The 14,430-nt window shown below is 59.7% G+C and carries 13 protein-coding genes; 5 read left to right on the top strand and 8 right to left on the bottom strand.

The features are described from left to right. The first annotated feature begins 2 nt into the window (after positions 1–2). A complete protein-coding gene (gene galT / locus F4V54_RS02975) occupies positions 3–1,103 on the top strand; it encodes a galactose-1-phosphate uridylyltransferase (RefSeq protein WP_211359453.1) in 1,101 nt (366 codons plus the stop codon). Beyond that, on the top strand, positions 1,100–2,314 hold the full coding sequence (gene galK / locus F4V54_RS02970; RefSeq protein WP_150386188.1) for a galactokinase: 1,215 nt from the start codon (positions 1,100–1,102) through the stop codon (positions 2,312–2,314). The genes galT and galK overlap by 4 nt, the downstream gene beginning before the upstream one ends. A gap of 1 nt (position 2,315) precedes the next feature. Here the strand turns inward: galK and F4V54_RS02965 are convergent, their stop codons facing one another. The 7 genes from F4V54_RS02965 to F4V54_RS02935 all read right to left on the bottom strand — a co-directional run bounded on the left by F4V54_RS02965 (position 2,316) and on the right by F4V54_RS02935 (position 10,261). Next, complete coding sequence (locus F4V54_RS02965; protein WP_150386187.1) at positions 2,316–3,104, bottom strand: DedA family protein; 789 nt, start codon at positions 3,102–3,104, stop codon at positions 2,316–2,318. 24 nt (positions 3,105–3,128) lie between these two features. Beyond that, complete coding sequence (locus tag F4V54_RS02960; RefSeq protein WP_150386186.1) at positions 3,129–4,154, bottom strand: FAD-dependent oxidoreductase; 1,026 nt, start codon at positions 4,152–4,154, stop codon at positions 3,129–3,131. Then, entirely contained in the window at positions 4,147–6,864 is a 2,718-nt protein-coding gene (locus F4V54_RS02955) for a heavy metal translocating P-type ATPase (RefSeq protein WP_249041214.1), read from the bottom strand. The genes F4V54_RS02960 and F4V54_RS02955 overlap by 8 nt, the downstream gene beginning before the upstream one ends. Positions 6,865–6,881: 17 nt before the next feature. Further along, positions 6,882–7,412: a hypothetical protein gene (locus F4V54_RS02950; protein WP_150386185.1), complete on the bottom strand. Its 531-nt coding sequence runs from the start codon at positions 7,410–7,412 to the stop codon at positions 6,882–6,884. A gap of 20 nt (positions 7,413–7,432) precedes the next feature. After that, positions 7,433–8,026: a hypothetical protein gene (locus F4V54_RS02945; protein WP_052093078.1), complete on the bottom strand. Its 594-nt coding sequence runs from the start codon at positions 8,024–8,026 to the stop codon at positions 7,433–7,435. A 63-nt stretch (positions 8,027–8,089) separates the two neighbouring features. Then, positions 8,090–9,838: a bifunctional uroporphyrinogen-III C-methyltransferase/uroporphyrinogen-III synthase gene (locus F4V54_RS02940; RefSeq protein ID WP_150386184.1), complete on the bottom strand. Its 1,749-nt coding sequence runs from the start codon at positions 9,836–9,838 to the stop codon at positions 8,090–8,092. A 186-nt stretch (positions 9,839–10,024) separates the two neighbouring features. Then, positions 10,025–10,261: a glutaredoxin family protein gene (locus F4V54_RS02935; protein WP_034665592.1), complete on the bottom strand. Its 237-nt coding sequence runs from the start codon at positions 10,259–10,261 to the stop codon at positions 10,025–10,027. Between the two features lie 77 nt (positions 10,262–10,338). On the opposite strand from F4V54_RS02935, the gene F4V54_RS02930 reads away from it, so the two are divergent. Next, on the top strand, positions 10,339–11,295 hold the full coding sequence (locus F4V54_RS02930; protein WP_150386183.1) for an HAD family hydrolase: 957 nt from the start codon (positions 10,339–10,341) through the stop codon (positions 11,293–11,295). Between the two features lie 312 nt (positions 11,296–11,607). After that, positions 11,608–12,708, top strand: a complete 1,101-nt coding sequence (locus F4V54_RS02925; protein WP_150386182.1) for an HNH endonuclease signature motif containing protein — start codon at positions 11,608–11,610, stop codon at positions 12,706–12,708. A 291-nt stretch (positions 12,709–12,999) separates the two neighbouring features. On the opposite strand, the gene F4V54_RS02920 is transcribed toward F4V54_RS02925, so the two are convergent. Then, complete coding sequence (locus tag F4V54_RS02920) at positions 13,000–13,101, bottom strand: 30S ribosomal protein bS22 (protein ID WP_003855542.1); 102 nt, start codon at positions 13,099–13,101, stop codon at positions 13,000–13,002. Positions 13,102–13,316: 215 nt separating this feature from the next. Between F4V54_RS02920 and F4V54_RS02915 the strand changes: the two genes are divergently transcribed. Then, positions 13,317–14,429, top strand: coding sequence for an FAD-dependent monooxygenase (locus F4V54_RS02915; RefSeq protein WP_150386181.1), 1,113 nt, complete (start codon positions 13,317–13,319; stop codon positions 14,427–14,429). Position 14,430 lies beyond the last annotated feature (1 nt).

The raw sequence follows: 14,430 nt of genomic DNA, 5'->3' as shown, positions 1-14,430 counted from the left end.
AGCTGAAAATCACGCGCACCACCCTGTCGGATGGCCGGGAGCTCATCTACTTTGATGAGCCCGGCACACCTGATCGCACTGCCACCGATGAGCGTGGTTTGCCGGAGGTGCTCACCGAGTCCTGGATGCGGCGTGACCCGTTAACCGGCGCGTGGGCGATCTATGCGGCTCACCGCCAGAATCGGACGTTCCTCCCACCCGCGAATGAGGACCCGTTGGCACCGACGCGCCCTGGCCAGAAGCCCAGCGAGATTCCGGAGGACGACTACCAGGTGGTCGTGTTTGAGAACCGCTTCCCTTCCCTGAGCATGCGGTTGGACATCCCGGAGCATTACGAGCCTTTCGTGGATGGCCAGGAGCTTTTTGAGCGCGCCCCCGCGTTGTCGCGCTGCGAGGTCGTATGTTTCACACCGGATGCAGAAGGTTCCTTCAAGGATCTTCCGCTTACCCGCAAGCGTGCGCTTATCGACGTCTGGGCACACCGCACCGCTGAACTTTCCGCCCTCGAACCAGTCAAGGCTGTCTTCCCGTTTGAGAACCGCGGTGAGGAAATCGGTGTGACCTTGCACCATCCGCACGGGCAGATTTATTCCTACCCGTTCGTCCCACCACGCATGGCCGCCATTGCCCGTCAGGCACAGGCTCATCGTGAAACGTATAGCACATCGCTTTTCGACGCGCTCATGGCCGCCGAACTCGCCTCCGCCACCCGCATCATCGAGGAGACAGACCACTTCGTCGTGTTCACTCCCGCTGCGGCGAAGTGGCCACTGGAAGTCATGGTGATGGCCAAGCGCGCAGTACCGAATTTCGCTGAACTGACCACCGCTGAACGCGATGACCTAGCAGTGATCTGCGACAAACTGTTTAAGGCTGTGGATCAGTTCTTCCCCGGTATAGAGCGCACCCCGTACATCGCCGCATGGAACCAAGCCCCGGTGGATGCCCCGGAGGATGGGCGCTTCCACCTCCAGCTGTTCTCCCTCATGCGCTCCCCTGGCCGCATGAAGTTTTTGGCCGGCAGTGAATCCGGTATGGGTGCGTGGATCAATGACACCACCCCGGAAACCATTGCCGCCACGTTGAAGGAGGCATACCAGTGATTGTTTCTTCCACCCGCAGCCCCGCACAGTTAGCTAATGATGTGCGCGCGTTTTTCACCGAGCACATCGGGGGCGACGCTACCGGTGTGTGGGTTGCTCCTGGTCGTGTGAACCTCATTGGTGATCACGTGGACTATGCCTTCGGCGTGTGCCTGCCGTTTGCCACCACCATGGCCACAGCCGTGGCCGCTCGTGTGCGGGAGGACAACACGGTGCGTATGGTCTCCCACTCCCCCAACGGCGATATCCTCGATGCTGAAGTTGATCTTGCGGACCTGTCAGCGATCAGCACTGAACCTGGGTGTTTGCCTGACTGGCGTGGCTACATCGCCGGCACTGTTCACGCCCTCATTGGCAGCGGTGCCGGCACCGGCCTGGACATCGCGGTGATTTCCGATGTGCCCTTAGGGTCTGGCCTGTCTAGTTCCGCCGCACTGGAGTGCGCCGTTGCTGTTACCGTGCGTGATCTCCTTACCCCGGCCACGACTGATGAGCAGATCATCGCTGCCACCATGCGCGCTGAAAACCACTACGTGGGCGCCAATACCGGTGGCTTGGACCAAAATGCGGTTGTTCGTGGCCGTCAAGGTTTTGCCCTCGCCCTCGATTTCTTGGCTGGCACCCACGAACAGGTTCCGTGTGACTGGGAGGGCTACCAGCTCTTGGTTTCGGATAGCCGCGTGGAACACTCCCACGTCACGGGTGAGTACAGTTCCCGGCGCGGACTCATCGACCAGGTTGCTGCAGCCCTTAACTGCACGTTCCGGGAGGATGATGTGGTGGACCGCGCCGTGGAGTGGGCGTCTTCACCTGAATCCGGTTATACCGCCCTTAGCAGTGCAACCGTGCGCCGCCGCGTACGTCACGTTCACAGTGAAACTGCCCGCACCATCCGTGCGATTGAAGCGCTCAAGGCTGGCGATATCCCCCGGTTTGGTCAGCTGATGAATGAAAGCCACGTCTCTTTGCGCGATGATTTTGAGATCGTCCCGGATGCCCTCGAAACGGCAGTGCAGGCCGCACTGTCTGCCGGAGCGGTGGGTGCCCGCATCACCGGTGGTGGCTTTGGTGGTTCCATCATCGCGTTGTGCCGGACCGACGATGTTGATGCGGTGGCCGCAGCGGTTGAGGCTGCTACTGCCACCCAAGGCCATCCCACCCCGGTGATCTACGCCACCAGCGCCCAAGACGGCGCCCGGCGCGTCGATTAGCTCACGCTTTGCGGGTGGTCTTGGACTGCCCGCGAAACACCCCAAAGAGAACCACGACGATGAGCCCAATGGCGATCCAGTTGGCCACCTTTGAGTACTGCTCAAGCACGTAGACGACTGGCTCGCCGATCATCCAGCCCAGACCGAAGTAGAGGAAGGACCACAAGGTCTTCGCCACAAAGTCAAGGACCATGAACTTCTTCACATCCATGCCGGTTGCGCCGCACATGACAAAGACAACGAAGGCGATGGGCAACGGAATAGGCAGATACGCCAAGAAAATGGCCACCCACCCGAGGCGGTGAAACCAGCCCTCCACGCGCTTGAAATTCTTCGCCGTGCGCTTGGAGTTTTGTGCCTGTACTTCCAGGATGCCCCGGCCCCAAAGCTTGCCGGCCCACCAGTAGACCCAGTCAAACTTGATGTTCACCAGCGAGCCGATGAGCAGGAACCACAACCAGCCCGGTGCTTCCCCCACAGCGGCGAGCGCCCCCGTGGATGCCGCACCAATGCGCGAGCCCGTCACAGCCAGCAGGATCGGCGGATCCAAACCAAGCAGCCAGGCGCGCAGCGGAATCATGGACATACCAAAGATGCCCACAAAGCCAAACCAGGCAAGGCACCAGTAGTCCGACTTCGTCGGCTTAGAATTCCACGGCAGGCCTGGTTGCTCCCACCATTCGGGGTCCTCTTTATCTGATCCCTCCGGCGCCACTGAAGTGTCTAGTTCCTCTAGTTCAACCGGATCAACGATCTCCTCGTTGCCCTCTGGCTCCTGCTCCTTGTGCATGGGACTTAAAACTACACGGGGCAGTTACGAAGTGGGCACATCATCCGCTGTTGAGCGGGCGTGTGCGATCACATCGCGGATGCTGGGACCACTTACCCATGCGCCGGTTGCAGAGATACCGGGGATCTGTGCGATCAACTCGCTTGCTTCCTGTGCTGCAGCCTTAGTGGCAGCAGTGTCCTCCGGGAAAGCACCGAACCAGCGCTGAACATAGATTTCTTCCAGGCCAGCAGCGCGACCATCAAAGCCCGTTACCGTTGCCAGATCATCCAAGGCCCAATCCACCAGATCATCCTCATCCGCATGCGCTTCCACATTGAGGGTCGCGCGCACCAGGGCGCCATCCCGGTCAGCCAGGTGGGGCCACCGCTGAGAGGAAAACACAAATGCTGCTGCGCGGACACCGTCCGCGCCGTCCGCAATGCGGACCTCTGCTGCCTCCGGCAACCCTTCACCGGTGGCGAAGCGCATCCCCACAACAACGCTGTTGGCCAGTTTTACCTTTGCCAACGCTTCGGCGGCACCAGCATCCACCTGTTTGAGCAGAAGTGCTGCCGTGGGGGCCGGCACGGCAAGCACAACGTTGTCATACAGCTTGTCCTCCCCACCTTTGAGGCGAAAACCCTGCTTCCCACTTTCCTTATCGGTCTCGCGCGTGATGCCCGAAATGAAAGCATCAATGTAAATATCAGCGCCGGATTCCTCGGCGAGCTTCTCCGGCAATTCTTGGAGGCCGTGGTGGAAGGTGGTGGTCCGGGGGACGTCGATAAGCGAAAGCTCTTTGCCGTCCCACCGTAAGGTTGGCGCATCGGTGGGGTCAACGAGCGATCCAGTGAGGCCGAGATCCTCAATGAACGCACACATGTCCTCGGTCGGGATGAATGATTCCGCGCCGATGTCCGTGGGGCCGCCTTCGAACGCGACGGTGCGCAGTTTGCCGCCGATGCGATCCGTTGCTTCATACACATCGACGCTCGCGTCGCGCACCTGCTTGGCCACGGTGAGTCCTGCCAACCCGGCACCAATAACAGCGATTTTTGTCTTAGACATTGTTCTCCCCATTGACCAGTTCAGAAATAGTCTCCGGCTCCACCCGGCCCTCATTCGGGAAACTACGCGCGCGCATAGACAATCCCTCGATGAGCAACGACGAACCCAGCATGAGCACGGTTGCCACGATCGGCGGAATCACACCCGCCACGGCACACATCAACATGAGGCAGTTGTAAATCCATGCCAGTGCCAAGTTGCGGTCAATGACCTCACACACTTTGCGGGCATGCAACACCAGTTGTGGCACCGCCATCACGTCATGGCGCAGCAAAACAGCAGACACCGTGCGTCCACGGCGGCGGCAAAGCTCCAGATCCTCCGAATCCGCGTACATGATGCTCACCGTGGCCGCGCGCAGTGCATCGCGCACAGTCGCATCACCTACGAATGCGACCTCCGCGCCCGCCGCCTGAAGGTTCCGGATCGCCCCCGCCTTCCGGTTATTCGTAATGCCCGCCAACACATTGGAGATACCCAAGAAATCAGCAAAACGACGAGCCACCGGGTACGTATCCCGCGTAAGCATCACCGTTTCCACACCCATCTGCTCCAGGCGAGACACGGCCTCATCGGCATCGTCCTTGAACGGGTCGAACAACGTGATTACACCACGGTCCTTCCCCTTCCACCGCACCACCACAGGTGTGCCACCCGAGGTAGCGGCCACCGCCAAACGGCCACGCAAATGCGACAGGTTCACCGGCCGCCACAACATGGCATCCACCTGTGTGGACGTCTCCCGGCCTTCCTCATCCACATACACGAGGTTCACGCGCGCGTTCAGATCACCGCTCGGTTCCGCAGTCACACTCACCAGCTCATAACGCGTAGGCAAATCCGGGTTGTTCTCCGTTTGGGTTTTCGCCTCACGCGCCCCCTGCACCAACGCACGCCCGGCGGGAGTATCTGATTCCATGGACACCGCACCAGCGATGCGCATGACCATTTCCTCACTCTCCCCCTCCGCCGACGTCACCGTTTCCACACACATCTGGGACTTGGCCAGCGTGCCCACGCGGTTGAACACCACCGTGTCCATCATCTCCAATGAACGCAGCGTGTGGCCGTCACGCAGCAACACCCCGTGACGCGCCGCAGACTCAATCCCCAGACGCAGCGCCAAGGCTGGGGACAACGCCAAAGCAACCGGCGCGACACCGGCCAACACAGCCAAAGAGGTACGCAAAGCAGCGTTATAGTCGCCCGAAATTAGGCCCCACAAAATGAAGCTGAAAAAGGCCACCGTCATAGACAACGGCAACAGGCGGGCAGCGCTCTGCGCATACTGGACCGTCGCGTACCGCTGACGCACCTCCACATCACGCAACCACTGCATGACCACCAGCCAGCGTGTTGCATGGCCCGTGCGCTGCGCACGCACCTTGATCTCCCCGGACTCAATCACGGAACCGGCATAGACGGTGGAGCCGACTTTGACGTGGTTGGGCTCGTGGACGTCGATAAGCCCCGGCCGCAAACGAGCCTTCCCACCGATCACCTTGCCGTCGGCGGGAATGACCTCACCAACATGCACCACAATGTCATCACCGCGATTAATCTCGGCGACCGGGATGAGCTCCTTATCAATCTCCGCGCGGCCACGCATCTTATTAATACGCGTGTACTCAACCTCCGGATCAAGCGATTGATCCGCCATCTCATCAATCAACAACCTGCGCGCACGAATCGAATACCTACGGCCAATGAGCAGCAACAACGTGATCCCACACGCCACATCCAGGAACAACTCCGGGCCGTGCTCCGTACCCAACGTGGTAGCAAACCACGTGAACCCCGAATGCCACCCACGCTGCCCCGTCGGTGCGAGAAGAATCACCGCCGCGGACCACAAATAAGCAATGATGATGGCCATGGAACTGGCGCCATCAAGCGCCGTAATACCGCGCCGCACGCCACCCAACATCGCGCGGTGAAAGGGAAACGCACACCACGTGACCACCGGGGTGGCCAGCGCAAGCTCAACCCACTGCCACCCATCAAACTGCGCCGCCTGAACGTACGCGAGCACCAAAACCGGCAGTGTGAGAACCAACGCAACCCACATCCGCGCCGGTGTGACCAAATCACGCGCGGTGTACAGAACATCGTCTTTCCTATCCCGCTTCACCGGTTCCTTGCTCTGCTGCTTCCGCTGCGCCTCCTCGCGTCGCGCCCGCGGACCAAAACCCGCCTGGCGTGCCCGATCAAGCGAACGCTGCGCCGAACGGCGACGACGCCGCAACTGAATCGGAACATCCTTTGCTGCCTTGCGCCGCACATAGTGCTCAGCGCTTTCCACCGCCGCCGCGTAGCGGAACATCGACGTATCCGTCAACGAGGCCGTAATTCCAAGCTCCGCAAACTTATCGACGATCACCTCCGGCCGCGTATCCACCGTCGCCGTCACCCACGCCGTCTTACGCGGATGAACCACCCGGCATTCCACCCCGTCCAGCTCTTCCACCGCGGCCTCAACCATGTCAATGTCCGGCGCCGGCGGCAGATTTTCCAACACGAAGGAATAGGACACGTGTGGCCGGTCTTCTACATCCGCCGCAAACCAGATAGATGCCTCCCCCGGCTTTTCTTCCACACCAATACCCGCTTCACGCGCAGCATCCATCGCATCCTTGATGGAACGGCCAAGCTCCTCATGGGACTCCGTCACCGGGTCCGGGTACTCACCGTTGTGCTCTGGGTTGGTCATGGCTACTCACTGGTCTTTCATTGGAAGCGCGGACTCATCTCATCCACGTACGTGTTTGAATCCGGACGAAACGCTAGAAGCATAGCCACAACCAGCAGAACCACCACAACCATAGATACCCAGCCCGTTAACTGCACCACAAACGCGGCGAGATGCAAGAAGCATGTTAAAGCCACTCCCGCACCAGCCCAACGACGAGCTGCGCGGCTTCCTTTGGGTAAATACGCCGCTGCTGACACCAACCACGCCGTGAGAATGATGCTGCCCCATGCCGTAACCCGCATATTGGTCATATACCTATTGCGGAATGCTTCGTCGGCGACATCGCCCAAGAGTTTGCTCACATCATGAATCACGGCGTCACCGGGGTATCCGTCGGCCAGCAATGTGAACGCGGTGAGCAACATCAACACACCTGCCGCGCAGATGAGGTAAAACGCAACACGCAGATTACGTGGGCACCCCTGCCCCGCAGTTGTTGTTGTGCGTCTGTGGTTACGGTTCGGATCATTCGGGTCCGTCACCATCGTGGGAAACATACCGGCCATGGTCTTCAGTCTGCCTCAGATCACTTGGGGCCGTGCAACGTCTTCGTATCCTTAGGGGTATTGGGCTTGGCCGTCCACGTGCGCACCTCATCCTGGGTGGCAAAGAAAATGGCGCACACGCCGGCCACGCCCGCGATGATCTGCATCGCCCCATCCAGAGCAATCAGTGGCGTCGGCACAGCACTGCCACTAACTGGGACCGCAAAGATCAACATGACGCGCAACGCGAAGTAGCCACCGAAAACCATGAGCAACTTCAATGCATTGTCCGCCCAGGAAGCCTGCTTGGCCACTGCCCGCACCGCAATTGCCAGCACCACGACGATGGCCAACGCGAACAGTGCCGCAATCCCAACAGAGGCGTACGCAAGCGCCGTCATGTTCGCGTCACCGATTTCCTTCGCCGCGGATGGACGCGCCTGCTTTGCCTGCTCAATCATCGCTGATGGATCAAGCAGGACCGCCACCACGGAAAACAATTGGTGAATCACCTCACCGCACAGCATGACAACAGCGGTGAGAACAAACAGGCGGACCGCCTCCGGCTTCCCTTTCTCGCCGGCAGCGGACGGAGCAATATGGCTTGGGGTCGTGCCCCGATCAGGTGTGGTCATAGTGATGAAATCACTGATCCTTCCAGTCCCGGAGTCTCCGAGCTGACTAACAAGCTTAAAGGCTTAAGAGCGACGCGCGCGACGCTTCTTACGTGGCGGGGGCAGCTGGCCTGCGGCACGCAGCCCAGCAACATGCTCTGCCAACGCATCAACCAGGGATGGTATGTCAGCCGATTCCGGTACAACGTCAACGCGCAAACCCTGTTCTTTCGCTTCCGCGGCAGCCATAGGGCCAATGCAGGCGATGATGGTGCGGGCATGTGGCTTACCGGCGATACCCACCAGGTTCTTCACCGTGGATGCGGAGGTGAAGCACACGGCATCAAAGCCACCGGTTTTAATCATGTCGCGCACTTCCGGTGCCGGCGGGGCTGCCCGGACGGTGCGGTACGCCACCACATCGTCGACCTCCCAGCCGCGTTCCTTCAGGCCCTCCACCAGAACGTCCCCACCAATATCGGCGCGCGGCAGCAGCACGCGGCCCACCGGATCAATTTCTTCCACGTAGTCCGGGAAGACATCCACCAGGCCTTGGGCAGTCTGCTTCGTGCGGTGCGGAACCAGCTCAGGGATCATGCCGCGGGCACGAATCGCATCAGCGGTTTTCTGCCCCACGGCCGCCAGGTGCACACCAGCAAAGGAGCGTGCATCCAGCCCGAGTTCCTCAAACTTGTCCCAGACTGCATCCACCCCGTTAACGGAGGTGAACACGATCCACTGGTAGCGCCCCTCAACAATGCCCTTAATCGCACGATCCATCTGCGCCGGGTTACGGGGCGCTTCCATCGAAATCGTGGGCACGGACTGAGGGATGGCACCGTAGTAGTTCAACCGCGCATTCATCGGCCCGGCGTGCTCCTTCGCACGCGGGACCAGCACACGCCAGCCGTACAGCGGACGGTTCTCCCACCAGGAATACTTCGAGCGGTCATCCACCGCAGTACCGATGGTGACAACGAGCGTGCCATCCAAATCCGCATCCAACTTGCCCACCGTTCCCAACGTCGCATCAAACGTGCGCTGCAGGCGGGTTGTGCCATTGACCGTGACTGTCAGTGGGGTATCCGGGGAAAATCCACGTGCAGTGAGCTCCGCACTGATCACCGGCAGGTGCTCCACATCAGCCTGAAGCACGAGCGGCTGCGGCGCGGCAGCAAGACCATCCCAATCAACCGGCTCATTAGCCAAGTCAGCCTCGGTGTACGTGGAACCCAACGCGATACCCGCAAAGGACGGCACAGTCGACGGCAACGACATTCCCGGCACAACCTGAAATTCAATGCCAGCAGCCGCCACCTCAGAAATCTCCCGCATAACCGCATTCCGGGTCAGCGGATTGCCCGCAATGAGACGAATGACATCACCATCGCCCGCATCACCACGAGCAATCGCAGCCGCCGCCTCATCAAGAGCAGCCTCAAGCTTTTCGACGATCCCTTCCCCATCCGGCTCACACTCCGACAACTCCGCCGCCGTCGGATCAGCCGGCTTCACCGGCTTACGGCGCGCACCGGCTTCCTTCGCCTTAACGCACATCTCCTCATACGCAGCAGCAGCCGCATCGAGTTTCTCCGCCGGTACCGGCAAAACCGATCCAACAACATCGCGCACACCCGCGGACACACCCGGATCAACCACCGCAACAGCGTTACGCTCAAGCACTTCACGCGCACGGATAGTTAACAGGTCCGGGTTACCCGGACCTGCACCAACGAAAATGACCTTCCCCCGAAGAGCATCTAAATCCGGGTCGCCAGAACTAGCGGTAGCTGCCTTCTTGGGTTCGGCTAAGGGCGTGGAGGCACTCGTCATCGACACAAATCTCTTCTAAAACAGACTGCTAAAACTGGGTGAACCTAAAATTCACAGGGCAGCCGTCGCGCCTGCTAGATCCTCCAAATCAGCGTTCAGGGGACCATATGAACAGCAGTGCCGACGGCATGTGGTAGTTACACCTTAAATTGATCAAGCAGAAATAGAAAACCGACGCCCGCACCATCACCCTTGAAGCGCCGCAGCAAGCTCCGCATTATCTACTTCCCAACACGCGAATTCCTCACCATCAATGACCACCACGGGAACCCGGTCGCCGAATTCGGTGGCGAGTTGGGGGTCCCCGTCGACGTCGATAAGCACTAACTGCGCACCCGCATCCGCAACAACAGGCTCGATCTGCGCGGCCACACGCTCACAAGAACCGCACGTCGCACGCACCATGAGTTCAACCAGCACCATCCAACCCCTCTCCAACGCATTGGGCGCCTACGATGGACTAGGCTACCGCCACCAGCACGACCGAAAGGACAGACCCCGTGAGCCCAATCAACGGCCCCCGCTCACAATGGTCCCACTCGCGAGGCAACGTGCGCCGCTTCATCGAAAGCACCGCACTCCCACCCATCGACGACAACCACCAGCGCAAAGCCGGCCTCGCCGCCGCCCGCGCCGCCGTCGAAGCCGGTGGCATCCGCATCACCACCCCAGACCCAGACATCCCCCAACACGTCACCGCCGCCGCATTTTTCGACGTTGACAACACCCTCATCCAAGGCAACTCCCTCATCGCCCTTGGCTACCAACTATTCAAACGGCGCTACATCGAACTTCGCGACATTTCCCCATACCTCATCACCCAAGTCCGCTACCGCGTCTTCGGCTCTGAACTACCCGACGCCATGGCCCAAGGCCGGGAAAAAGCCCTCAGCGTGGTCAAGGGCCAAAGCGTCGAAGAACTCACGCAACTGTGCACCGACATCGTGGAAAACCACCTAGTAGACCGCACCTACAACGGCACCCGCGAACTCGCCGCCATGCACATCGCCGCCGGCGAACAAGTGTGGCTCGTCTCCGCCACCCCGGTCCAAGTCGGACAAGCGCTGGCCGCCCGGCTGGGATTCACGGGTGCCCTGGGCACCGTCGCCGAAGAAAAAGACGGAAAATTCACCGGACGCCTCGTTGACGACATCCTCCACGGCCCCGGTAAAGCCCACGCCGTCCAAGCACTAGCAGAAGCCCAAGGCCTCGACCTCAAAGAATGCACCGCCTACTCCGACTCCGTCAACGACATCCCCATGCTGTCCCTCGTAGGCACCCCCGTAGCCATCAACCCCGACCGCCAACTACGCAAGCACGCCGAAAAAAGCGGCTGGCTTATCCGCGACTACCGCCCAGTCCGCCGCGCCTTCACCAGTGCCCTGATCCCCGTTCTCGTGGCATGTGGCGTTGTGGCCCTGGCGAAGGGCTGGAAGGCGGCGCGACATCAGAGCTAGGGGTTGCTTCCCACCTCCGCGCGACCACCACCGGAAAGTACGAATCACGTGCTGCACATCTAACAGAATCCTGCAACCTTGTCGCACCGGCCCCTCGGTTCAAGGTTAACTAGCAATTGGGTCCGGCCTGTTTGGTTCCGCGCCAAGTGTCTAAATCTTTTTTGAGTTTTCGTGGAACCGGCCCGTTTTCGCTGGCCTTCGGTCTCCTGCGCGCGCTTCAGCGTGCGCACCCTGTGGATCGTTTTTCCGGTTATCCACAGGATTTTCGGCCCCTAGCTGCACGTTTCTGGTTTTCGGTTTAGCGTTGCCGGCATGAATCCTTTTGCAGCGCTCGTGGCGGGTTTAACAAACCCGATTGAGACCTTGGAGCATTTCGATGCCCAGGTCCTTAACGCGGTTGGCTGCAGCCCTGCTCGTGTTCGCGAATGGGCAAAGCTCCACGCGGTCTACTACGGGAAAACGACGTTTACCCGCAAACAAGCAGACGCGATCACGGTGGCACGCTCGACGCAGAAGTCCTTGGATCAGCTTGCCTACATCGAAAGCCGCCTCGTTGGGGTCAAAGACCCCGGACAGAAGTGGGAACTGAGGTTGGCGTTGTTGTCGGTTCCGGGTGACTATAAAACGCTTCAGCGTCGGGCGAAGACCATCGTCCCGGAGGTGGATAAGCCTGCCCCGACACCAACGGTGGGGTTTGGGCGCTCACGTAAAAAGAGGCGCCCTATCATCATCACGGCTAGAGAAGAAGACGCAGCAGCTATCGAGTTCGCCTCACGCCACAACCTCGGGGATGGCCCTGCAGGCCCCCAGATGTACGAGAACTTAATGACCATCCTGGGTCTTCGCCCTGATGCTCAAGGTGAAGGGGATGCCGCCCCAGCTCGAGTTGCTCCGGCTGTTCCCCGCCCACTGGTCCTCATCCCACTAGACGACCACATCACCATTGTGGGCGGTGACGGGAACGACACCATCTTGGGGTTGACTGATGGCACCACAATCACCGGTGCGGACTACTTAGCGCAGCATTATGGGGAGCAACTGGAGGTGGCGTTATTCCACCCGCAGGCAGGTGCGGTCAACCTGTATGACACTCAACGCTTCGCGAACCAGAAACAACGTGACCTAGCACGGGCTTTGTCACCAACCTGCCCGGTACCGGAGTGCCGGCATGCGGCTGATAACTGTCAGGTCCACCACATCCAAGCATGGTCGAGGGGTGGGCATACGAACATGAATAACCTGGCGATGCTGTGTCGCTATCACAACCGCACCAACGATGATGACCCCGCACATGCCCACCGGGGCCGGGTGGAAAACATTCGGGGTGCCCCCATGTGGAGATCACCCCGGGGACACCTCGTAGCCAACACTGTCCACCCCTACGGGGCGATGACACTGCTCTACGGAAGATAAGCGAGACACCTCACACCTCATGTCGAAAGCCAGCACCAGCTGGGCCTTTCGGCATGCCCTAAAACAGGCTGTGTGGTTCGGTTTGACAAGGACGGTCGCCACGAGGCAAAACCCCAGGACACTGATCGTGATCCAGGGCGACAGTCAAACCGGGTCATCAAACCGGCCCATCAACGCACAAGGCCTCGGCAACAACAAACGCCCCACCGGGCAGTCCGCATTCCCCCAGAAGAAAACCCGCCCACCTTCACCAGGTGAACGGGAATCGAAATGCAACTATCAAGTAGTTGCTTACTTGCCGAGCTTACGACGCTGAACACGCGTACGGCGCAGCATCTTGCGGTGCTTCTTCTTGGACATGCGCTTGCGGCGCTTCTTAATCACTGAACCCATGGGTTTCCTCGCTTCTCTTTGTACGTACAGTTCCCGCCGGATCTGGACCCAAGTGGTGTCGGCTTGACCTTGACTTGGTGCGCACGGGGTGCACTCCCAACGCGCGGGCCGAACATCCGGCACGAATGGGTTCTGAGTTTACCGCCGGTGGCGTTCAATCCCAAAAGTAAAGTCACCGTAAATGCTGTTCGTTCCAATTCTGTAGGCTCCCAACCATGAAGATTGGGATCATCGGGGCGGGCATTTCCGGTCTTGCGCTGGGCGCTTCTCTCCACCGCAGCGGGCTGGATGTACACATTTACGAGAAATATTCGCAGGTACGCGGTGGTGGCGCTGGTATCACTCTGGCGCCGAATGGGCTTGCCGCCCTCGATACTTTAGGGGTTGGCGCTGGGTTCCGCGCGCTTCAGGTGGGCCAACGATCACTGCGAGGCGGTGTGCGAAATCCTCGGGGAGAGTGGCTGTCTCATATTTCCGCGGAGATTACCAGTACTTCGCTAGCGCTTGAACGCGCCGAGCTGCATGCGCTTCTTCTAGATCAGATTCCTGCTGAGATCATCCACACGTCTTCCGAGGCGTTAACCGTCGATGCTCAATCTGGTGTTGTTGGTTTTAAAGATGGCACTGAGGTTCAGTTCGACATTGTTGTCGGAGCTGATGGTATTCACAGCGCGGTTCGGCGCAATTGTTTTGATGATCCTGGGGTCAGGTACGCGGGATACAACGCATGGCGCGCACTTGCCGACGCCCCCTCGCTCGACGCCGGTTTCGAAACGTGGGGCACACGGGCCCGTTTTGGGGCTGTTCCCCTCCACAATGGGCGTGCCTACTGGTTTGCGGTTCTCTCTGGGCCCGAGGCTTCGCCCAACGAAGCTGATCTCAGCGAATTGATGGATGTTTTCAGCCTTTGGCATCACCCCATTCCCGCTTTGCTTGATTCGACCCCAGAAGCGTCGATTCAATATCTGCCTATCCAAGAAATAGCCACACCACTGTCGACGTATCACACCGGCAAAGTCGTGCTCATCGGAGACGCAGCTCATGCGATGACACCAAACCTTGGACAAGGCGCTTGCCAGGGACTTGAAGACGCCGCAGTGCTTGCCGCACTGCTTGAACAGGGCAGCATGGATTTCACCTTGTACGACAAACATCGGCGCCATAGGAGCCAGAAGATTGCGCGCCAATCCAGACTTGTGGGACGCGGCGTTCATACGGGTGGCGCACGGCTAGCCTCTGTCCGCAACTGGATCCTGAAACATATGCCCGATGCGGTGACAAATGCCCAAGCCCACACAGTGACAAACTGGACAATGCCAACCCTGTGAT

It is taken from the genome of Corynebacterium tuscaniense, from assembly GCF_008693065.1.
Lineage (GTDB): Bacteria > Actinomycetota > Actinomycetes > Mycobacteriales > Mycobacteriaceae > Corynebacterium > Corynebacterium tuscaniense.
Note: the sequence above shows the minus strand (reverse complement) of the source record. Positions and strands in the feature narration are given on the sequence as shown.

Bases quoted from the DNA above. Each gene is read 5' to 3' on its own strand.
- F4V54_RS02965 (WP_150386187.1), bottom strand. From the start codon at position 3,104: ATGCACAAGGAGCAGGAGCCAGAGGGCAACGAGGAGATCGTTGATCCG.
- F4V54_RS02960 (WP_150386186.1), bottom strand. From the start codon at position 4,154: ATGTCTAAGACAAAAATCGCTGTTATTGGTGCCGGGTTGGCAGGACTC.
- F4V54_RS02955 (WP_249041214.1), bottom strand. From the start codon at position 6,864: ATGACCAACCCAGAGCACAACGGTGAGTACCCGGACCCGGTGACGGAG.
- F4V54_RS02950 (WP_150386185.1), bottom strand. From the start codon at position 7,412: ATGGCCGGTATGTTTCCCACGATGGTGACGGACCCGAATGATCCGAAC.
- F4V54_RS02945 (WP_052093078.1), bottom strand. From the start codon at position 8,026: ATGACCACACCTGATCGGGGCACGACCCCAAGCCATATTGCTCCGTCC.
- F4V54_RS02940 (WP_150386184.1), bottom strand. From the start codon at position 9,838: ATGACGAGTGCCTCCACGCCCTTAGCCGAACCCAAGAAGGCAGCTACC.
- F4V54_RS02935 (WP_034665592.1), bottom strand. From the start codon at position 10,261: ATGGTGCTGGTTGAACTCATGGTGCGTGCGACGTGCGGTTCTTGTGAG.
- F4V54_RS02925 (WP_150386182.1), top strand. From the start codon at position 11,608: ATGAATCCTTTTGCAGCGCTCGTGGCGGGTTTAACAAACCCGATTGAG.
- F4V54_RS02920 (WP_003855542.1), bottom strand. From the start codon at position 13,101: ATGGGTTCAGTGATTAAGAAGCGCCGCAAGCGCATGTCCAAGAAGAAG.
- F4V54_RS02915 (WP_150386181.1), top strand. From the start codon at position 13,317: ATGAAGATTGGGATCATCGGGGCGGGCATTTCCGGTCTTGCGCTGGGC.